The organism is Cellulomonas sp. P4_H4, from assembly GCF_056400865.1.
Map to the genome: position 1 here is coordinate 111,502 of NZ_JBFUKL010000001.1, position 19,976 is coordinate 131,477.

Below are 19,976 nucleotides of genomic sequence, written 5' to 3' on the forward strand. Positions count from 1 at the left end.
AGTGCGTGGCTTCCGGGTCGGCGTGCTCGTACGGTCGAGGGCATGGACCAACGTGACGAGGTGCGCGACTTCCTGGCGTCCCGCCGGGCGCGGCTCGCGCCGACCGACGTCGGGCTGCCCGCAGGGACCGGCCGGAGGCGCGTGCCCGGGCTGCGGCGCGACGAGGTCGCCGTCCTGGCCGGCGTCTCCTCCGAGTACTACGCCCGCCTCGAGCGCGGCAACCTCGCCGGGGCCTCCGACGCGGTGCTCGACGCGATCGCCGGCGCGCTGCGACTGGACGAGGCCGAGCTGCTGCACCTGCGCAACCTCGCCCACGCAGCGAACCAGCCCGCGCGTCGGCGGCGCACGGCCACCACACCGCGCACGCCCGTCGGGGCCTCGATGCAGCGGGTGCTGGATGCGATGGGCACCGTCGCGGCGTACGTGCGCGACTCGCACATGGACACGGTCGCGGACAACGCACTGGCGCGGGAGCTGCAGAGCCCCGTCTACCGGTTCGCCCAGCACACCGGCACGTTGCCGAACTCGGCCCGGTTCGCCTTCCTCGACCCGGCAGCGCGGGACTTCTACCCCGACTGGGAGCAGGTCACCCATGACTGTGTCGCCGCGCTGCATGCCGCGGCCGGGCACAACCCGTTCGACAAGGCGCTGTCCGACCTCGTCGGCGAGCTGTCCACCCGCTCCGAAGCGTTCCGGACCCTGTGGGCGACCCACGACGTGCGTCTGCACCGCACCGGCCTGAAGCGTCTGCGGCACCCCGACGTCGGGATCCTCGCCCTGGAGTACGACGTCATGGAGCTCGTGGCGGAGCCGGGCCTCGTGTTCATCGCCTACAGCGCCGCACCCGGCACGCCCGCCGCCGACGGCCTCCAGCTGCTCGCCACCCTCGCCGCGACCCGGACGACCGCGACGACGTGACGGGCCGTCAGTGCTCGTGGCGGTGGTGCGCGTCGGGGTAGTGCTCGTGGGTGTGGGTCACCGGCTCGTGGCTGTGCACGTGCCGGTGCCGGACACCGGGCGCGACGAGCTCCGCGTGCTGATGGTCGTGGTGGCCGTCGTCGTGCGTGTGCCAGTGCTCGTGCGTGACGGCGTCGTGCGTGTGCTCGTGGCCGTGCTCCTCGCTGAGGTGCAGCCACGTCCCGACGGCCATGAGCGCGCCGGCGAGCAGCAGCTGCCAGGTCACGGGGTCGCCGAGGGTCACGGCCAGGACCGCGCCGAAGAACGGGGCGATCGAGAAGTACGCGCCGGCCCGGGCGGCGCCGATGTGTCGCAGGCCGACGATGAACAGCACCAGGCTCAACCCGTAGGAGACGAAGCCGAGCGCCAGCGAGGCGGCGGTCGTCCCCAGCCCGGGGAGCTGCGCGCCGAGCAGGAGCGCCACGACCAGGTTCGTCGGCCCGGCGACCGAGCCCTTGACCGCCACCAGCCACGTCGCGTCCGTCAGCGACACCTTGCGGGTCAGGTTGTTGTCCAGAGCCCAGCACGCGCACGCACCCACGATCGCGACCGCGGGCCACACCGAGGTGACCTGTGCCTGCCCTGTGGGCACCGCGATGACGACGGCCCCGGCGACGATCGCCGCCATCCCGAGCACGACGCGTCGGCCCGCCGGCTCACGGAACACGAACCACGCGATGACGGCCGTCAGGACACCCTCGGCGTTCAGCAGCAGCGACGCCCCGGACGCCGGCATGGAGGACAGCCCGAACATCAGCAGCACGGGGCCCGCGACCCCACCCGCCGCCACGGCGCCGACGAGCCACGGCACCTCGCGGCGAGCGAGCCGGACCCGGGGCGCGCGTCGCACCACCCGCCAGACCCACATGCCGAGGCCCGCGCCGACATAGAGCAGTCCGGCAAGCAGCCACGGGCTGACCTCACCGAGCAGCAGCTTCGCGAGCGGGGCGCTCGCCCCGAACAGCACGGCCGCCAGCAGCGCGGCACGCACACCGCTGTTGCTGAGCCCGCGTGAGTGGTCGATCACGACTCCATCGTCGCCCATGCGGAGCTTACGGGGCCGCGTCGGCTGTCGCCCGCCCTGGACGCATGGATTGTTAGTCACTAACATTTCAGCCATGGCTCGCGCCCAGAACTCTTCCCTCGGGTCGACCAAGGCCGAGCGCACCCGCGTCCGGCTGGTCGAGAGCGCGTTCGAGCTGTTCGGTCGGCAGGGGTACGACGCGACGACGGTCGCGCAGGTCGCCGGGCACGCCGGCGTGACCGAGATGACGTTCTACCGGCATTTCCGCAGCAAGGGTCAGCTGGTCGTCGACGACCCGTACGACCCACTGATCGCCGCGGCGATCGGCGCCCAGCCGACAGACCTTCCGCCTCTTGTCCGCGCCGTCCGGGGTGTCCGGGCCGCGTGGGAAGGGAGCCCCCTCGACGACGACGCAACGCTCAGGTCACGCATCGCGCTGGCAGCCCGGACGCCGAGCCTGCTGCCCGTGGTCCGTTCGGGCACCGCGGAGACGGAGGCGGCGATCGCCGAACAGCTGGTCGCGGGCGGCACCGCGCCGGCCGACGCGGACGTCTGCGCGGCGGCACTGATGGCCGCACTCATGACTGCCCTGCTCGCGTGGCCCGAGCAGACGGGCGCGACGCTCGGCAGTGCGATCCTTCGTGCCCTCGACCTCCTGGAGCACGGCCGATGACCGAGACGCTCCTCCGCCTGGCCGGCGTCGGCTACACCTATCGCGGCGGTGCCGGGGTCCGAGATGTCGACCTCGACGTTCGCGCCGGCGAGGTGCATGCGCTCGTCGGCCTGAACGGTGCCGGAAAGTCGACTCTGATGAAGCTCGTTCTCGGCATGCTGCGGACGCAGCGGGGCACGGTCGAAGTGCTCGGAACGGAGGTGGCGTCCGCGGGCCCCGAGCAGTGGGCGGCCATCGGGGCGTTCGTCGAGCACCCGTTGACCTACGGCGAGCTCGACTCTGCTGCGAACCTCGCGCTGGCCGCGCGCCTGCACGGCGTCGCCGCGCGGGACGTCCCTCGTGTCGTCGGCGCGGTGCTCGACGAGCTCGATCTCGTGCGGTACGCACGGGTGCTCGTTCGACGGCTGTCCTCGGGAAACGCGCAGCGGGTCGGCCTTGCGGCCGCGCTCGCTCACGGCCCGCGTCTGCTGGTGCTCGACGAGCCCACGACCGCGCTCGATCCCGCTGGGATCATCGCCCTGCGCGAGGCGCTGCTCCGCCGCGTCGCGTCCGGTGCGGGCGTGCTGGTCTCCAGCCACCACCTCGACGAGGTCGCGCGCATCGCGGACCGGATCTCGGTGATCGCCGAAGGCCGGGTGGTCGGGTCGCTGGACCCGAGCGGCGTCGACATCGAGCGCGCGTTCTTCGCGAAGGTGCACGAGGCGGCGACGTGAACGGGTTCCGCACGGCGCTCGTCGTCGAGTCGCGCAAGGCGAGGGCGTCAGCCACGCTCCGAGCGACCGGGTTGCTGCTCGCCCTCGGGGTCCCCGCGATCGTCGCCTCGATCCTTGCGGCTGCCCGCGGGGGCGGCACCCCGCAGACCCGTGCGCAGATCCTGGCGAAGCTGGGACCGGAGATCGCAAGGGCCGACTGGAATGCGCTCGTCCTCGCCGCGACGCAGGTGACCGCGGCCGCCTCGGTGTTCGCGTTCGGTCTGGGCGCAGCGTGGCTCGTCGGACGGGAGTTCGTCGACGGCACGGCGCCTGCGCTGTTCGGCCTCCCCGTGAGCCGCTCGGCGATCGCGTCGGCCAAGCTCGTCGTGCACCTCGTCTGGGCGGCGCTCGTCTCGCTGGTCCTCGTCGTGACCCTCGCTCTGGTGGGGTTGTCGTTCGGTCTGGGCGCCCCCGGACAGGATGTCGTCGAGGGGCTCGCCCGGATCGTCGTGCTCGGCGTCCTGTCCGCGCTGCTCGCCGTGGCGGCGGCCGTGGCCGCGACGCTCGGGCGGGGCATCCTGCCCGGCGTCGCGGTCGCGGCGATGACGATCGTCGTCGCCCAGATCTCGGTGTTCGCGGGCGCGACGTCCTGGGTTCCCCTGGCCGCGCCGGCTCTGTGGGCCATGGACCCCACGGCGGTACCCGCGGGCGCCCTCGCGCTCGTCGCCGTGTTCGGAGGCGCGTGTGCCGCGCTCACCATCGGTCTCTGGGACCGACTCCAGCTCGCACGCTGAGCGCGCGTGAGTGGTCGATCGAGACTCCAGCTCCTCCCACCTCGAGACAGCGCAGCGTCTGCCGGCAGCCGGCAGGCGTGCTGACGCCCGTCGACGACCGACGTCATGACGAATGCTCGGCTCCCCGGGGCTCGGCACGGCTGGCGAGTGCGGCGCCGACCTGGTCGGCGAGCAGGGCGACCACGCGTCGCTGCTCGAACGTCGGTCGGACGACCCGCGTCGCCGCCGTGAGCACGAACCGGCCGTACGTGCGGTCGCTGTGCCGGACTGCGAGCGTGATCACGTCGTCGGTCGGCAGCCCGTGACGGTCGACGTCGTACGGGGTGCCCCGCTGCGTCACGGTGCCGTCGCGGTGCAGCCGAGTCGTGCCGGAGTCCTCCTCGAGGCGTTCGAACCGACAGGTGTCGATGTCGAGGATCTCGACGATCTGGCGATCGACGCGGTCGACCAGGGCCTCGGGGGACGCCCCGGGCTGGGCGACGATGTCCGCGGTCCCGAAGACCCCGTCCAGGTACCCGGCGCGGCGGCTGGCACGCGCAGCCTGGCGCCGACCCCAGAGCGCGATCTCGCTGACGGCGATGCCGACGACGAGGAGCAGCACGGTCGCCTGGATGTCGTCGCTGCTGGTGACCTTGAGGCTGAGGTAGGGCTCGGTGAGGAAGTAGTCGAACCAGACGCCCGCGGAGAGAGCGGCCGCGATGCCGGCCGAGCGCAGACCTGTGGCTGCTGCGGTGACGACGAGCAGCACCAGGACCAGTGCCGCCGTCGTCGTCGTGATCTCGTCCCGCAGCGCGTGCAGGGTGGCCCCGACGATCAGGGGTGCGAGCACGGCGTACCCGAGGACCACCGACCGGTAGGTCACTCCGAGCGGCATCTCCGCCTCCTTCCCGTCGTCGGGTGGACCGGCGACGACGGCCCGCGTCTCGGGTCTCCCTCGAGCATGGCGCTTCCGGCACGGAGGTGGCCGACAACGTTGCGCTAAGACCCGGGGCGGCGCCGTCAAGGTTCCGTCAAGGGAGCCGACGACGCGCGAACAGCGGCGTAGACCTGCGGATGCGGCCCCGGTGCGGGTCGTCGGAGTGGCCGGTGCGAGTGGTCCTCCGCCCGACGTCGAAGGTGCTGTGAGACCCATGGCCGATGTGGCATTCCTCGCGCTGACCGTGGCGTTCTTCGCCGCCGTCGCGCTCCTCGCCCGCCGGTTGGACCGGTCATGAGCGGGCTCGAGATCGCCGGCCTCGCCGTGGCCGGCGCGCTGCTCGTCTACCTGGTGGTCCAGCTGCTGCGCTCGGACAAGGTCCGATGAGCGCCACCTGGACCGCCGTCGGCCAGATCGCGATCGTCGTCGTGGTCCTCGCCGCCGCGCACCGACCCCTCGGTGACTACATCTACCGCACCCTGACCTCCCCGAAGCACCTGGCGGTCGAGCGCGCGGGCTACCGGCTGATGCGGGTCGACCCCGACGCCGAGCAGCGGTGGAGCACCTACCTGCTCTCGGTGCTCGGGTTCTCGCTCGCGTCCGTGCTGCTGCTGTTCGGTCTCGGACGGATGCAGGACAAGCTGCCGCTCGACATCGGGATGGCCCCGCTGGACCCGGCGGGAGCGTGGAACACCGCCGTCTCCTTCGTGACGAACACCAACTGGCAGTGGTACTCGGGTGAGGCGGCCGCGGGACACCTGTTCCAGATGGCCGGGCTCGCCGTGCAGAACTTCCTGTCGGCGGCGGTGGGTGTCGCGGTCGTCGCGGCGCTCGCCCGCGGGTTCGCCCGGTCCGGGACCGACTCCCGGGTGGGCAACTTCTGGGCCGACCTCGTGCGGGTGACGGTCCGGGTGCTGCTGCCGCTGGCGTTCGTCGCCGCGCTCGTGCTGGTCGCCGGGGGCGTCATCCAGAACCTGCACGCGCACACCGAGATCACGACGCTGGCCGGAGGGACCCAGTCGGTGCTCGGAGGACCGGTGGCTTCGCAGGAGGCCATCAAGGAGCTCGGGACGAACGGCGGCGGGTTCTTCAACGCCAACTCGGCGCACCCGTTCGAGAACCCGACGCCGTGGACCAACGCGTTCGAGGTGGTCCTGCTCCTCGTGATCCCGTTCAGCCTGCCGCGCACGTTCGGCCGGATCGTCGGTGACCGCCGTCAGGGGTGGGCCATCCTCGCGGCGATGTCGACCCTGTGGGTCGCTGCGGTCGGATTCCTGACCTGGGCCGAGATGGCCGGACCCGGACTCGTTCCGGCGGCCGCCGGTGGCGCGATGGAGGGCAAGGAGGTCCGATTCGGTGAGGCTGCGTCGGCGCTGTTCGCGGCCTCGACGACCATGACGTCCACGGGCGCCGTGAACTCGATGCACGACTCGCTCACCGCGCAAGGCGGCGGCGTCGCCATGCTGGGCATGCTGCTCGGCGAGGTCTCCCCCGGCGGCGTCGGCAGCGGCCTGTACGGGATGGTCGTGCTGATCATCGTCTCGGTGTTCCTGGCCGGGCTCATGGTCGGGCGCACGCCTGAGTACCTGGGCAAGAAGATCGGCCGGCAGGAGATCACGCTCGTCGCGCTCTATGTGCTGACGATGCCCGCGGTCGTCCTGATCGGCTCGGCGATCGCCATCTCGACGAGTGCCGGTCTGGCCGGGCAGCTGCAAGGCGGCCCGCACGGCCTCTCGGAGATCGTCTACGCGTTCGCGTCCGCGGGGAACAACAACGGCTCGGCGTTCGGCGGGCTGACCACCGGGACGCCGTTCTACAACACCCTGCTCGGGCTCGCGATGCTGGTCGGTCGGTTCGTGCCGATCGCGCTCGTGCTGGCGTTGGCCGGCCGTCTCGCGAGCCAGAGGAAGGTGCCCGAGGGCGCAGGCACCCTGCCCACGCACACGCCGCTGTTCGTCGGCCTCCTGGTCACGGTGACCCTCGTCGTCGTCGGTCTCACCTTCGTCCCCGTCCTCTCTCTCGGTCCCGTCGTGGAGTCCCTCTCATGAGCACCACCCTTCTCCAGAAGCCGCCCGCCGAGCCTCACACGGTCGACGCGGCACCGTCGACGCTCTCGCCCCGCCAGATCGGTGCCGCGGTGCCCGGAGCGTTGCGCGGGCTGGACCCGCGCAAGCTGTGGGACTCCCCGGTGATGTTCGTCGTCGAGGTCGGCGCCGCATTCACCACGGTCCTCGCCATCCTCGAGCCGAGCGTCTTCGCCTGGTCGATCACCGTCTGGCTGTGGCTCACGGTGCTGTTCGCGACCCTGGCCGAGTCGGTGGCCGAGGGACGGGGCAAGGCTCAGGCGGCGAGCCTGCGGGCGACGCAGCGTGAGACCACCGCCCGCAAGGTGGTCGGCACGGCGACGACCGAGGTCGCGTCGTCGTCGCTCACGATCGGCGACGTCGTGATCGTCGTGGCCGGCGAGACCATCCCCGGCGACGGCGACGTCATCGAGGGCGTGGCCAGCGTCGACGAGTCGGCGATCACCGGAGAGTCCGCGCCGGTCATCCGCGAGTCCGGCGGCGACCGGTCGGCCGTCACGGGGGGCACGGTGGTCCTGTCCGACCGGATCGTCGTGCGCATCACGGCGCCCGCGGGGCACACGTTCGTCGACCGGATGATCGCGCTGGTCGAAGGGTCGGAGCGGCAGAAGACCCCGAACGAGGTGGCGCTCAACGTCCTGCTCACCACGCTGACGATCATCTTCCTGCTGGCGGTCGTCACTCTGCAGCCGTTCGCGGTCTACTCCGGAGCACAGCAGCAGCTGATCGTGCTCGTCGCGCTGCTGGTCTGCCTGATCCCGACCACGATCGGTGCGCTGCTGTCGGCCATCGGGATCGCGGGGATGGACCGGCTCGTCCGGCGCAACGTGCTGGCGATGTCCGGGCGCGCGGTCGAGGCCGCGGGCGACGTCGACGTCCTGCTGCTCGACAAGACGGGGACGATCACGCTGGGCAACCGGCAGGCGGCCGACCTGCTGCCGGCCGCGGGTGTCGCGCCCGAGACCCTGGCCGATGCCGCGCAGCTGTCCTCGATGGCCGACGAGACACCCGAGGGCCGCTCGGTCCTCGTCCTGGTCAAGGATCGCTTCGGGTTGCGCGAGCGCCCGGAGGGTGACCTGGTCGGCGCCGAGCTGGTCCCGTTCCAGGCCCGCACCCGGATGAGCGGCGTGGACCTTCCGGCCACCGCCGAGAGGCCGGCTCGGGCGGTCCGCAAGGGCGCCGCCGCGGCCGTGACCCACTGGGTGCGCACCACGGGCGGCCACTCCGGCGCGGACGTCGCCGCGACGGTCGACGCGATCTCCGCCTCGGGCGGGACGCCGCTCGTGGTCGCGGAGCAGCTCGGGGACGCACCCGCCCGGGTGCTTGGCGTGATCCACCTCAAGGACGTCGTCAAGGACGGCATGCGGGAGCGTTTCGACGCGCTGCGCGCGATGGGCATCCGGACCGTCATGGTGACGGGCGACAACCCGCTCACCGCGAAGGCCATCGCGAGCGAGGCCGGCGTCGACGACTTCCTCGCGGAGGCGACGCCCGAGGACAAGCTCGCACTCATCCGGCGTGAGCAGGAAGGGGGACGGCTCGTCGCGATGTGCGGTGACGGCACCAACGACGCACCGGCACTCGCACAGGCGGACGTCGGGGTCGCGATGAACACCGGGACGACGGCCGCGAAGGAGGCCGGCAACATGGTCGACCTCGACTCGAACCCGACCAAGCTCCTGGAGATCGTCGAGATCGGCAAGCAGCTGCTCATCACCCGCGGCGCCCTGACCACGTTCTCCGTCGCGAACGACGTGGCCAAGTACTTCGCGATCCTGCCGGCCATGTTCGTCGTCGCGTTCCCGCAGCTCGACGTGCTCAACGTGATGCACCTGAGCAGCCCGCAGTCCGCGATCCTCTCGGCGGTGATCTTCAACGCGCTGATCATCGTCGCGCTCCTGCCGCTGGCGCTGCGGGGCGTGCGGTACCGGCCCTCCGCCGCGTCCGCCCTGCTGCGCCGCAACCTGCTGGTGTACGGGCTCGGTGGCGTGATCGCACCGTTCGTCGGCATCAAGCTCATCGACCTGCTCGTCACTGCCCTGGGGATGTCCTGATGACCACCACCACCAACCGCGCCCACTACTCCGCCGGCTCTGACACAGTCGCGTTCGTGCGACAGACCTGGGCAGGCCTGCGCGTGCTGCTCGTGCTGACCGTCGTGCTCGGGTTCGCGTACCCGCTCGCGGTCACCGGCGTCGCCCAGCTCGCCTTCCCGTGGCAGGCGAACGGCTCGCTCGTCACATCGTCTGGCCAGCGCGTCGTCAGCCCCGACAATGAGGCTGTGGGATCTGTGCTGATCGGCCAGTCGTTCGACGGACCTGAGTGGTTCCACCCGCGCCCGTCGGCCGCCGGCGACGGGTACGACACCCTCGCGTCGGCCGGGTCCAACCTCGGTCCGCTCAACGAGGACCTGCTGGGCACCGTCGAGGAACGTCGCTCGGCGGTGGCCGCGGACGAGGGCGTCGACCACGCCGACGTGCCGGTCGACGCACTGACCGCGTCGGCGTCCGGCCTCGACCCCGACATCTCCCCCGCCTACGCGCACCTCCAGGTCGCGCGCATCGCGAAGGAACGGGGCCTGACGACGGACCAGGTGCGGAGCATCGTCGACGAAGCCAGCGCCGGACGCGATCTCGGCGTCCTCGGCGAGCCGCGCGTCAACGTGCTGCGGCTCAACCTCGCCCTGCAGGGCGCATGACCCGCCCCGACGAGGGCGCCGCAGGCGTCGACCGCCCTCGTCGGGGCCGGCTGACCGTCTACCTGGGCGCGGCCCCGGGCGTCGGCAAGACGTACGCGATGCTCGACGAGGCTCACCGCCGGATGGCCCGGGGAACGGACGTCGTCATCGGCCTCGTCGAGGACCACGGCCGCGCCGCGACCGCCGCCCAGCTCGACGGGCTCGAGGTGCTGCCTCGGCGGACGATCGTGCACCGTGACGTGTCGTTCACCGAGCTGGACGTCGACGCGGTGCTTGCGCGGGCACCGCAGGTGGTCATGATCGACGAGCTCGCGCACACCAACGTGCCGGGCAGCGAGCACGCCAAGCGCTGGCAGGACGTGGACCGTGTCCTCGACGCGGGCATCGACGTGGTCACCACCGTCAACGTGCAGCACCTCGAGTCGCTGAACGACGACGTCGAGGCCATCACCGGCGTGAAGCAGCGCGAGACCGTCCCGGACCACGTGGTCCGGGACGCCGACCAGATCCAGCTGGTCGACCTCGCTCCCGAGGCGCTGCGTCGGCGGCTAGCGCACGGGAACGTGTACCGGGCCGAGCAGATCGACGCCTCGCTCACGCAGTACTTCCGCGTCGGCAACCTCACGGCGCTGCGTGAGCTCGCGCTGCTCTGGCTCGCCGACCGCGTGGACGACGCCCTCGCGACCTACCGGCGCGACCACCGCATCGAGTCACCGTGGCCCGCTCGGGAGCGCGTGGTCGTCGCAGTCACGGGCGGACCCGAGGGCGACACCCTGCTGCGACGCGGCGCGCGGATCGCCCAGCGAGCCGCCGGTTCCGAGCTGCTCGCGGTGCACGTGCTGGCCACCGACGGGCTCCCCTCCGCGCCGCCGGCGCGGATCGCCGAGCAACGACAGCTCGTCGAGTCGCTCGGCGGCACGTTCCACACGGTCGTCGGCGAGGATGTGCCCTCCGCTGTCGTCGACTTCGCACGCGGGGTCAACGCCACGATGATCGTGGTCGGTGTGTCCCGGCGCAGCCGGTGGCGCGAGGCGGTCCGGGAGAGCAACGGCACCGAGATCGCCCGGCTCGCGGGGATGATCGACGTGCACCTGGTCACCCACGAGCGCGCGCGCTCGGGTCGTCGTCGACATGGTCGGGCATCGGCGCTCTCGGCATCCCGTCGGATCGGCGGATGGCTGCTGGCGATCGTCGGGCCGGTGCTCCTCACCGTGGTCCTGCTCACGGTCCTGCGGGACGTCGTGAGCCTGCCGACCGAGCTGATGCTCTTCCTCGCGCTGACCGTCCTGGTCGCGCTGGTCGGTGGGCTGTGGCCCGCCATCGTCAGCGCGGTCGTCGGCTTCCTGCTGCTCAACTGGTACTTCACGCAACCGACTGGCCGCCTGACCGTCGCCCAGCCGGAGAACGCGCTCGCGCTCGGCGTCTTCGTCCTGGTCGCCGCCGGTGTGGCGTCCGTCGTCGACCTGGCGGCCCGGCGCACGACCGAGGCGTTCCGCGCCAGGGCCGAGGCCTCCGCCCTCGCCGCGATCTCCCGCTCCGTGCTCTCGGGCGAGGACACCGCCGCCGCGCTGGTCGCGCGGCTCCGCGAGACGTTCACGCTCGAGGCCGTGGCGCTGCTCGCGAAGAACGGCACCGGGGGGTGGGACGTCCTGGCGACCGACGGCGCCGAGCCGGCGCTCGACCCGGAGTCGGCGCAGGTGGTCCTGGTCGTGGACGATGAGCGCGTGCTCGCCCTGACCGGTCGTGTCCTGCCCGCCAGCGACCGCCGCGTGCTCGAGGCCTTCGCGTCCCAGGTCGGGATCGTGCTGGAGCAGGAGCGCCTGCGCGCGCAGGCCGAGCAGGCACGCATCCTCGGCCAGGCCGACGCGACGCGGACCGCACTGCTCGCTGCCGTCTCCCACGACCTGCGCACCCCGCTGGCCACCATCCGGGCGTCGGTGGACGGGCTGACCTCGACGGACCTGCACCTCGACGAGGCCGACCGTGCGGCGCTCGTCGGGACCCTCGAGGCGTCGACCGCGCGCCTGGAGAGGCTCATCGACAACCTGCTCGACCTCTCCCGGCTGCAGACCGGCAGCGTGCGTCCCGTCCTGCGCGCGACGAGCCTGGACGAGATCGTGCCGTTCGCGGTCGAGGGGTACCCGCCCGGTGCGGTCGTGCTCGACGTGCCCGACGACCTGCCTCTGGTGCACACCGACCCCGGGCTCCTCGAGCGCGTCGTCGCCAACCTGGTCTCCAACGCCGTCCGCCACGCACCGGCGGGCAGCCCCGTGGTCGTGAGTGCGTCGGTCGTCCGCAGCGGCATGGTCGTGCGGATCGTCGACGAGGGTCCGGGCATCCCCGACGAGCTCAAGGAGCACATGTTCGCGGCCTTCCAGCGCCTCGGAGACACGACCGGCACCGGTTTGGGCCTCGGCCTCGCGGTGGCCGACGGGCTGTCCACGGCGGTCGGCGCCGAGCTGAGCGTCGAGGACACCCCGGGCGGCGGCCTGACCATGCTCGTGAGCGTCCCGCTCGCGGATGGGAGCGCCTGATGGCCGGCAACAAGATCCTCGTGGTCGACGACGAGCCCGGGCTCGCGCACGCCCTGTCGATCACCCTGAGGGCCTCCGGCTGGGACGTCAGCACGGCTGTCGACGGAGCGACGGCGATCGCAGCCGCGGCGTCGCACGCCCCCGACGTCGTGCTGCTCGACCTGGGCCTGCCCGACATGAGCGGGCTCGACGTCATCGCGGCGATCCGCGGCTGGAGCCGGGTGCCCATCGTCGTCCTCTCGGCGCGACAGCACGGGGAGGACAAGGTCGACGCCCTGGACGCCGGGGCCGACGACTACGTCACCAAGCCGTTCGCCATGAACGAGCTGCTCGCCCGCCTGCGCGCCGCCGTCCGACGCTCGACGGCACCGGCCACCGACGCGGACGACGCCCTGGTGGCGGCGGGAGAGCTGACCATCGACCTCGCCCGGCGGCGCGTGCTCCGGGACGGTGACGAGGTGCGGCTCAGCCCGACCGAGTGGTCGATGCTGGAGGTCCTCGTGCGCAACCGCGGCCGCCTCGTCGGCCGTCGCCAGCTTCTCCAGGAGGTCTGGGGTCCGGGCTACTCCGACGAGACCCACTACCTGCGCGTCTACTCCGCGTTGCTGCGACGCAAGCTCGAGACCGACCCGGCCCACCCTCGGCACATCATCACGCAGCCCGGCATGGGGTACCTGTTCGAGGTGTAGTCGTGACGCGCCCGGCCGTCAGTCCCGGGCGGTGCTGTCCAGTCGCAAGAGAGCCGCCTCGCTGTGGCGCATGCCGCACGCGCCCTCGTAGAAGTCGACCAGGTGGGGCTCGTAGTCCGCGTGCAGCCACTGGCAGCCGGAACGTCTCGCTTCCTCGGACGCGGCCGCGACGAGCGACATTCCGACGCCCTGCCCCTGCAGCTCGAGTGCGACACAGGTGTCGAGGAGGATCGCGTGGACACCTCCGTCGCCGACCACGTTGACGAAGCCCACGAGCCGACCGTCGAGCCGGGCAGTGATCCACGTGACGCTGTGGTCCGCGAGTCGCTGCTGCCAGGGGATCACCGTGAGCGGGTGGCCGAACGCGGCCGCGTGCAGTGCGCTGAGCTCCGGGTCGGTCAGCTCCCCCCTGGCGTGAAGTCTGATCCTGTTGTCCACCTGAGCATCCTGTCGCGACCTCGGGGAGCGCCGCTCTGGAAAACGCGCAACCGTTCTGCTCACATGTGCGCACGGGCACGGCGGATGCGCTAGACCAATCCTCGACCGTGGTTGCTGGCTGGCGGAGACGCCATGCCACGTCCGGGGGAGCCGAGGGGCGCTCCGGCCGAGTGACGAACAGCGCCGCGACTCCTGGAGGTCTCTGATGAGCGCCCCTGTGCGAGGCCTCGCCGTCGTCATCCTGTCCTGTGCGGCTCTCCTGCTCGGCTGCGCGTCGTCCGGAACTGCCGCGACGTACCCGCTGCCGCCCGCCAACGGGCAGCTCGACTACCAGATCGGCGGCGCCTACACGCCGTCGTCGACCGTCACGATCGTCGACCGCGACCGGCTCGACGCACCTGCGTCCGGCAGGTACAACGTCTGCTACGTCAACGCCTTCCAGACCCAGCCCGACGACGCGACCTGGTGGAAGACGCACCACGACGACCTGCTGCTGAAGAAGGCGAACGGGTCGTACGTCATCGACAGCGCCTGGGACGAGATGCTGCTGGACACGTCGACGGCCGCGAAGCGCACCCAGCTCCTCGCGATCGTCGGCCGCTGGGTCGACGGCTGCAAGGCCCGCGGCTACAGCGCGATCGAGCCGGACAACCTCGACAGCTACAGCCGCAGCGCCAAGCGCCTGACCAGGCAAAACAACGTCGACTTCGCCACGCTGCTGGCGGCACGGGCGCACGCGGACGGCCTGGCGATCGCGCAGAAGAACGACTCGTCGATGGCGGCGGACGGCAAGGCGATCGGGTTCGACTTTGCGATCGTCGAGGAGTGCCAGGTCTACGACGAGTGCGACGACTTCACGTCGACCTACGGCGCGCAGGTGTACGAGATCGAGTACACGGACAACGGCGGCACGGCCAACTTCACCCAGGCGTGCAACGCCCGGGGTGCGACGACGAGCGTGGTCTATCGCGACCGCGACGTCGTGGCCCAGGGCACGAGCGGGTACGTGTACAAGTTCTGCTGATGCTTCCGGGGCGGGCGGGTCAGGCCGACCCGCTCGCCTCGGGCCGCGGCATCTCCCCGGCCCGGAGCGGTGTCGAGTGCCGACGCCAGACCCGCCAGCCGTCGGGCGTGCGTCGCCAGGTGTCGCTGAGGATGAAGATCCCGCTACGGTCGACGCCGGCCACGGACGCGGCCATGTCCACCTTCTGCAGGTGCACGGCCACGTCGCCGTCGACGTCCCATGCGGACTCGAGCGTGGCCCACCCGGTCACGACGTAGACCGGCAGTGTGGCGAGCCACTCGTCGCGAGCGACGCGCGCGGGGGCGGGATGCACGAGTACGAGCGCGTAGTCGGGATGGAGGAGCTCGGCGGCCAGCTCCTGGTCCCGGGCCGACCAGGCGGCGTGCCATGCCGCGTCGGCGTCCTGCGGCGTCATTGCCATGGGCCGACCCTAGTAGCCCGTCCTCTACCAGCCCGTCGTCACCCTCGACGGTCACCAGGTGGTCGCGGTCGAGGCCCTGGCGCGGGTGGAACCCGCCGACCGGTCTGGTCATGCCCAGCAGATCGAGACCGTCGAGGAGGCCGACGCCCTGCGCGCGCTGGGTTGCCGGCAGGGTCAGGGCTTCCTGTTCAGCCGGCCCGTGCGGGCCGAGGAGGTCGGCGCCATCCTGAGCGGTCCGGCGCTGTTCCCGGCGACCGAGCCACGGCCCGACGAGGCCATTGGGGTCTAAAGACCTATCCACGCGCGCCGCAGGGTGGCCGATGGGACTGGTGTGGGGACACCCCACCGAGACGACACAACGGTGTCGCTTCGTCTGGACACCAAGGGATCATTGACATGACTGCGGTACGCAAGTCCCACGGGCTGGTGCGCATCCTGGGCATCATCACCATGGTCGCCGGCGCGATCTTCCTCGTCGCGGGTGGCATCACCTGGGGAGCCGTCTCCTCGAACCTCAAGGCCGAGAAGATCACCGTGTCGCCCGACGCCGCGCACTTCGGTGGCGCGCTCGTCGACACGCCGTGGGAGGCGTTCTCCCAGGCCGACATCATCAAGCACCACGCACTGGCCGCCGCTGACGGCAAGACGTACGCGGAGATCGGCGCTGAGATGCACGCCCTGGAGGCCAAGCTCACCGAGGAAGGCGCCACGGCCGACGAGATCAAGGCCGACCCCGACATGGCCAAGATGACCGGCGTGCGCACGACCGTGATGAACGGCTCGTTCCTGCGCGCGTCGCTGTTCACCTCGGTGATCGCGTTCGGCGTCGCAGCCCTCGTCATGGGTCTGGGTGTCGTGTTCGGGATCGTCGGCTACGCCCTCACGCGGTGCCAGCCCATCGAGGCAGTCAAGGCACCCGAAGCCGTCGCGTGACCCCTGCTTGACGCTGACCTCCGGTCAGCACACGAGAGGCCCCGAGCTCCACGGCTCGGGGCCTCTCTTCGTCCCTGGTGACCCTCCGGCCGTGACCGCGTCGCTGCGGGCCGGACCTCTGTCGGGGGTCGGTCGTAGCGTGCGCGCCATGACCACCACCGACTTCGACTTCCTGCACGGCGAGTGGGTCGTGCAGAACCGCCGGCTGCGCGACGTCACCGATCCCGCCGGCACGGAGTGGATCGAGTTCGTCGGCGTCGGCACCTGCGAGCCCGTGCTGTCGGGCGGGAACGTGGACCGACTGATCGTCCGCGACTCGCCGCTCGGAGCGTTCGAAGGCCTGACGCTGCGGCTCTACTCGCCCGAGGAGGCCGTGTGGCGCATCTGGTGGAGCTCCGACCGTGCTCCGGGCGTGCTCGACGAGCCGGTCGTCGGGAGGTTCGTCGACGGGCACGGCGTCTTCGACGCGGTCCAGCGGATCCGTGATGCCGACGTGCAGGTGCGGTTCGAGTGGTTCACCTCGGAGGAGGTCCCGCGGTGGCAGCAGTCCTTCTCGTGGGACGACGGGTCGACATGGTCGGTCAACTGGGAGACGACGTTCGTGCGACCGGGGGTCCCGAGCAGGGCCAGGAGTGCTGACACGGAAGTGTGAGCGATCTCGCCCGACGGGAGACTGAAGAAAGCCCAGCCGATCGTCCGATAGAACACTCGGGCGTCGATTGGCGCACCGGTCGCCGCACTCGTCTCCAGGGGAGGTGTCGTGCCTCTCTCCCATGCCGAGCCCGAGGGCCCCCCGCCGAGCCCGGGCCTGAGCGCACGCGCCGAGGGGTCCGGGCCGGCGACGTCGCGCGAGCTTGTCCTGGTCTCCGAGTTCGGCCCGCTGGACGAGCTCTCAGACGTGGCGCACCGAAGCTACATCGACGGCTTCTCCACCCGGGCCGTGGACCAGTGCCGCCGGTGGCTGTACGTCACCGAGGCGGCAGGCGACCAGCCCACCTCGCTGTACCTGCGCTATATCGAGCTCATCGCCCTGAAAGAGCTCGGTGAGCACCGGGCCGCGGTGACGGCCGCTCAGGTCCTCCTGCACAGCCTGGGCGACGAACCCAAGCCCGCCTGGCGGGCAAAGGCGCTCGCTGTGCTGGCCGAGGCCACCAACCACCTCGGCGAGCACAGCGTGTCCATCGCGGCGCTGGCCGAGGCGGACTGGCTGCTCCAGGACGTCCCAGCCAGCAGCTACGGCCACCTGTCGGCGACCATGGCGGTAGCCCTGGCGATGCGTTCGGCGCACCTGGTCGAGCAGTCGGAGGCCGCCTTCGCCGCGATCACCCGGCACAGCGAGCCAGAGCTCGAGCTCCTCGTCGTGCAGGAGACCGCGCTGCTCAGCGCGTACTGGGCGACCGCCCTGCTCACCCTGGGGCGCGAGGACGAGGCCGCGGCCCACCTGGTGCGGGCCGCCAGCAGGGCGACGTGGATGCGGCGGCTAGCGCGGGCGACGGCGCAGGCCTCGATGGAGGCCCGTGCCGGCGTCATCGAGGCGTACGCGATGCTGCACCTGGGTGAGCCGGAGCTGGCGTTCAGCCGTGCCCGTGGCGCGGCGGAAGGCTTCTCGGCGCGGCCCGAGCTCCTCGAGACGCACATGCTGCACCTCGTCATGGCCCGAGCCCACGGTGCGGCGAAGGACTACGACGCGGCGACCGACGAGCTCGACGCCCTGCTCCAGGCGACGCAGAGCACGAGCCGGGAGGTCTGGGCGGCGGCCGCGCGCGCCGAGATGGCCGACCTCATGATCGCCGAGCAGGGGGCACAACCCGCGATGCTCCTGTGGCGGCAGACCGCCCAGGTGGCGCTCGGGCGGGCATGGGCAGAACGGGAAGCCCGGTACTCCGCGCTGAGAGACCGGCACGACCTGCGCCGCCTGGCGTCTGAGACCTTCCGTGCGGGCCGCGCGGCCGACCAGGACCCGTTGACCCAGCTCGCCAACCGCAGGGTGCTCCCGGCAGCGTTCGCCTCGGCACCCGATGGCGCATGGGCGGTGTTCATCGACGTCGACAACTTCAAGACCATCAACGACACCTGGTCCCACTCCGTCGGAGACCTCGTCCTGCAGACCATCGCCGAGATCCTGCGCGCGGCCTCGCGCAGCGGCGACATCGTCGCGCGCTACGGCGGGGACGAGTTCGTCATCCTGCCCAGCGAAGGAGCGGTGGCGGCGCAGACGGTCGCGCGACGCGTCCACGAGTTCGTCCGCCGCCGCGCGTGGGGCGAGCTCACGCCCGGCCTCGGGGTGACCGTCTCGGTGGGCGTCGGACCCCTCTTGGACGGCGACCGTCCGCTGCACGCGGCCGACCTCGCGCTGCTGTCAGCCAAGGACGCGGGCCGCGACCGGGTCGTCGTCGCCTACGCCTGACTGCCCGGTCCGGAGCCCCCACGTCGAGGGATGTCGGTGGGTTCTTCTAGCGTGGGCCGATGAACGTTCGCCCCTTCGCCATCGACGTCCCGCAGCCGGTTCTCGACGACCTGCGCGACCGGTTGGCGCGTACGCGCCTCCTCGACGACTCACCTCGCCGGCCGCAGTCGGGCATGACCTCCGCGTACCTGAGGGAGCTCGTCTCGTCCTGGCAGGCGTTCGACTGGCGTGCCCGCGAGGCGTGGCTGAACGCGCACCCGCAGTTCCTCGCGGACGTCGACGGCACCACGCTCCACTTCGCCCACCTGCGCTCCACCGTCCCGCACGCGCCTGCACTCCTGGTGATGCACGGCTGGCCGCACACGTTCGCGCTGCAGCTGGACTTCGCCGACCTGCTTCCCGACCTCGACGTGGTCGTGCTGAGCCTGCCCGGCTTCGCGTTCTCGCCGCCGCTGGACGGACCGCCGACCGAGCAGCGGCTCGCCGGGCTGGCGCACGCCCTCATGACCGACGTCCTCGGCTACTCGACCTATCTCACGTACGGCGAGGACATCAGCGCGAACGTCAGCGACCTCGTCGCTGCGACGCATCCCGAGTCGGTCGCCGGGCTCGTGGTCACCCACGCGCACTTCCTGTCGCAGGACGAGCAGGCGGCGTCGAGCGACGTGACCGAGCGCGCCTTCTACGACCGCATGGCCGCCGGCTGGTACCAGCAGGCGGGCTACGCCCACGTGCAGGGCACCCGTCCCGACACCCTCGCCGCGGGGCTCAACGACTCTCCGGCCGGACTGCTCGCGTGGATCACCGAGAAGCTCGTCGAGTGGAGCGACACCCCGCCCGGCGACCCGGCCGCCGTGGAACGGCGCATCTCGCGCGAGCGGATCCTCACCGAGGCGACTCTGTACTGGGTGACGCAGAGCATCGGCACGTCGTTCGGGACCTACGTCGACGGTGCCGACGCGGTCATCCCGCCGGTCGAAGTGCCGGCCGCCGTCTTCGTGCAGCGCCACGAGCACGACAACCCCGAGTCGGTGGCACGGCGGTTCTACCGCGACCTGCGCGTGTTCGAGCGGCTGCCCGAGGGCGGGCACTTCGCCGTCGCGGAGGTGCCGGAGGCGATGGCTGAGCGCGTGCGTCGGTTCGCGAGCGAGCTGCATCTGCAGCCCGGCGACGGCGCCCTCCGATGAGGAAGCGAGCGAGAGCTCGTGCGCGCATGACACCTCACGCGACACCGACGCCGCACGAGTGCATCTTCTGCGCCATCGTGACCGGACAGGCCGAGGCGAGCGTGGTGTTCGAGGACGAGACCGTCGTGGTCTTCATGGACCTGAACCCCGTCGTGCCCGGCCATCTTCTCGTCGTTCCGCGCGTACACGCTGTGGGCCTCGAAGACCTCGACCGAGCCACGAGCGCTCACGTCTGGTCGGTCGGCCACGAGATGGCGCGAGCCTTGCGCCGCTCGAGCATGCGTTGCGAGGGGATCAACGTCCTCCTCTGTGACGGCGAGGTCGCCTTCCAGACGGTGTTCCACTTCCACCTCCACGTCATCCCTCGCTACGCGGGGGACGGCTGGACCATCGAGCCCGAGGTCCAGGAACGCGACAGGCCGCTCCTCGACGCCGACGCGCAAGCGATCAGAGCCGCCACCGCGTCCACGGGCTGACTCGACCTCGACGTCGTCCCGCCGCCGCA

At 71.6% G+C, this 19,976-nt stretch carries 20 protein-coding genes; 16 read left to right on the forward strand and 4 right to left on the reverse strand.

The annotated features are described in order from the left end of the window. The first annotated feature begins 42 nt into the window (after window positions 1-42). On the forward strand, window positions 43-918 hold the full coding sequence (locus AC1DPN_RS00600; protein ID WP_477082785.1) for a helix-turn-helix domain-containing protein: 876 nt from the start codon (window positions 43-45) through the stop codon (window positions 916-918). Between the two features lie 7 nt (window positions 919-925). Here AC1DPN_RS00600 and AC1DPN_RS00605 read toward each other — a convergent pair whose 3' ends face one another. Next, window positions 926-2,002: a DMT family transporter gene (locus AC1DPN_RS00605; protein ID WP_477082786.1), complete on the reverse strand. Its 1,077-nt coding sequence runs from the start codon at window positions 2,000-2,002 to the stop codon at window positions 926-928. 73 nt (window positions 2,003-2,075) lie between these two features. On the opposite strand from AC1DPN_RS00605, the gene AC1DPN_RS00610 reads away from it, so the two are divergent. Genes AC1DPN_RS00610 through AC1DPN_RS00620 form a run of 3 tightly spaced genes read left to right on the forward strand, consistent with a single transcriptional unit; the run spans window position 2,076 to window position 4,140 of the window. Further along, window positions 2,076-2,654 carry a TetR/AcrR family transcriptional regulator gene (locus tag AC1DPN_RS00610; protein ID WP_477082787.1) on the forward strand — a complete coding sequence of 193 codons (579 nt, stop codon included), beginning with the start codon at window positions 2,076-2,078 and terminating at the stop codon, window positions 2,652-2,654. Then, complete coding sequence (locus AC1DPN_RS00615; RefSeq protein WP_477082788.1) at window positions 2,651-3,367, forward strand: ABC transporter ATP-binding protein; 717 nt, start codon at window positions 2,651-2,653, stop codon at window positions 3,365-3,367. Before AC1DPN_RS00610 ends, AC1DPN_RS00615 begins: the two co-directional genes overlap by 4 nt. Further along, the gene (locus AC1DPN_RS00620; RefSeq protein ID WP_477082789.1) at window positions 3,364-4,140 is read left to right on the forward strand and encodes an ABC transporter permease; all 777 of its coding nucleotides are present in this window, start codon (window positions 3,364-3,366) and stop codon (window positions 4,138-4,140) included. The genes AC1DPN_RS00615 and AC1DPN_RS00620 overlap by 4 nt, the downstream gene beginning before the upstream one ends. 103 nt (window positions 4,141-4,243) lie before the next feature. Here AC1DPN_RS00620 and AC1DPN_RS00625 read toward each other — a convergent pair whose 3' ends face one another. Continuing rightward, window positions 4,244-5,014 carry a DUF4118 domain-containing protein gene (locus AC1DPN_RS00625; RefSeq protein ID WP_477082790.1) on the reverse strand — a complete coding sequence of 257 codons (771 nt, stop codon included), beginning with the start codon at window positions 5,012-5,014 and terminating at the stop codon, window positions 4,244-4,246. A gap of 425 nt (window positions 5,015-5,439) precedes the next feature. Between AC1DPN_RS00625 and kdpA the strand changes: the two genes are divergently transcribed. From kdpA to AC1DPN_RS00650, 5 genes are read left to right on the forward strand one after another with little or no spacing between them, the layout of a single operon-like run. Further along, a complete protein-coding gene (gene kdpA, locus AC1DPN_RS00630; protein WP_477082791.1) occupies window positions 5,440-7,104 on the forward strand; it encodes a potassium-transporting ATPase subunit KdpA in 1,665 nt (554 codons plus the stop codon). Continuing rightward, window positions 7,101-9,194: a potassium-transporting ATPase subunit KdpB gene (gene kdpB / locus AC1DPN_RS00635; RefSeq protein WP_477082792.1), complete on the forward strand. Its 2,094-nt coding sequence runs from the start codon at window positions 7,101-7,103 to the stop codon at window positions 9,192-9,194. The genes kdpA and kdpB overlap by 4 nt, the downstream gene beginning before the upstream one ends. Next, window positions 9,194-9,838: a potassium-transporting ATPase subunit KdpC gene (gene kdpC, locus AC1DPN_RS00640; protein ID WP_477082793.1), complete on the forward strand. Its 645-nt coding sequence runs from the start codon at window positions 9,194-9,196 to the stop codon at window positions 9,836-9,838. Before kdpB ends, kdpC begins: the two co-directional genes overlap by 1 nt. Continuing rightward, window positions 9,835-12,372: a DUF4118 domain-containing protein gene (locus tag AC1DPN_RS00645; RefSeq protein ID WP_477082794.1), complete on the forward strand. Its 2,538-nt coding sequence runs from the start codon at window positions 9,835-9,837 to the stop codon at window positions 12,370-12,372. The genes kdpC and AC1DPN_RS00645 overlap by 4 nt, the downstream gene beginning before the upstream one ends. Then, window positions 12,372-13,061, forward strand: coding sequence for a response regulator (locus AC1DPN_RS00650; RefSeq protein ID WP_477082795.1), 690 nt, complete (start codon window positions 12,372-12,374; stop codon window positions 13,059-13,061). The genes AC1DPN_RS00645 and AC1DPN_RS00650 overlap by 1 nt, the downstream gene beginning before the upstream one ends. A gap of 18 nt (window positions 13,062-13,079) precedes the next feature. Here the strand turns inward: AC1DPN_RS00650 and AC1DPN_RS00655 are convergent, their stop codons facing one another. Then, the gene (locus tag AC1DPN_RS00655) at window positions 13,080-13,499 is read right to left on the reverse strand and encodes a GNAT family N-acetyltransferase (protein WP_477082796.1); all 420 of its coding nucleotides are present in this window, start codon (window positions 13,497-13,499) and stop codon (window positions 13,080-13,082) included. Window positions 13,500-13,704: 205 nt separating this feature from the next. On the opposite strand from AC1DPN_RS00655, the gene AC1DPN_RS00660 reads away from it, so the two are divergent. Continuing rightward, window positions 13,705-14,523: an endo alpha-1,4 polygalactosaminidase gene (locus AC1DPN_RS00660; protein WP_477082797.1), complete on the forward strand. Its 819-nt coding sequence runs from the start codon at window positions 13,705-13,707 to the stop codon at window positions 14,521-14,523. A gap of 19 nt (window positions 14,524-14,542) precedes the next feature. Here the strand turns inward: AC1DPN_RS00660 and AC1DPN_RS00665 are convergent, their stop codons facing one another. After that, window positions 14,543-14,944 carry a nuclear transport factor 2 family protein gene (locus AC1DPN_RS00665; RefSeq protein WP_477082798.1) on the reverse strand — a complete coding sequence of 134 codons (402 nt, stop codon included), beginning with the start codon at window positions 14,942-14,944 and terminating at the stop codon, window positions 14,543-14,545. A 58-nt stretch (window positions 14,945-15,002) separates the two neighbouring features. Here AC1DPN_RS00665 and AC1DPN_RS00670 point away from each other — a divergent pair, with 58 nt between their 5' ends. The 6 genes from AC1DPN_RS00670 to AC1DPN_RS00695 all read left to right on the forward strand — a co-directional run bounded on the left by AC1DPN_RS00670 (window position 15,003) and on the right by AC1DPN_RS00695 (window position 19,947). Then, window positions 15,003-15,233 (forward strand): hypothetical protein, encoded by a 231-nt coding sequence (locus AC1DPN_RS00670; RefSeq protein WP_477082799.1) that lies wholly within the window; start codon window positions 15,003-15,005, stop codon window positions 15,231-15,233. A 107-nt stretch (window positions 15,234-15,340) separates the two neighbouring features. Continuing rightward, complete coding sequence (locus AC1DPN_RS00675; protein ID WP_477082800.1) at window positions 15,341-15,877, forward strand: aromatic ring-opening dioxygenase LigA; 537 nt, start codon at window positions 15,341-15,343, stop codon at window positions 15,875-15,877. A 148-nt stretch (window positions 15,878-16,025) separates the two neighbouring features. Then, window positions 16,026-16,529: a hypothetical protein gene (locus AC1DPN_RS00680; protein ID WP_477082801.1), complete on the forward strand. Its 504-nt coding sequence runs from the start codon at window positions 16,026-16,028 to the stop codon at window positions 16,527-16,529. Window positions 16,530-16,637: 108 nt separating this feature from the next. Then, window positions 16,638-18,284: a GGDEF domain-containing protein gene (locus AC1DPN_RS00685; protein WP_477082802.1), complete on the forward strand. Its 1,647-nt coding sequence runs from the start codon at window positions 16,638-16,640 to the stop codon at window positions 18,282-18,284. 59 nt (window positions 18,285-18,343) lie between these two features. Continuing rightward, a complete protein-coding gene (locus tag AC1DPN_RS00690; RefSeq protein WP_477082803.1) occupies window positions 18,344-19,471 on the forward strand; it encodes an epoxide hydrolase family protein in 1,128 nt (375 codons plus the stop codon). A gap of 26 nt (window positions 19,472-19,497) precedes the next feature. Further along, window positions 19,498-19,947: an HIT family protein gene (locus AC1DPN_RS00695; protein ID WP_477082804.1), complete on the forward strand. Its 450-nt coding sequence runs from the start codon at window positions 19,498-19,500 to the stop codon at window positions 19,945-19,947. Window positions 19,948-19,976: the final 29 nt, after the last annotated feature.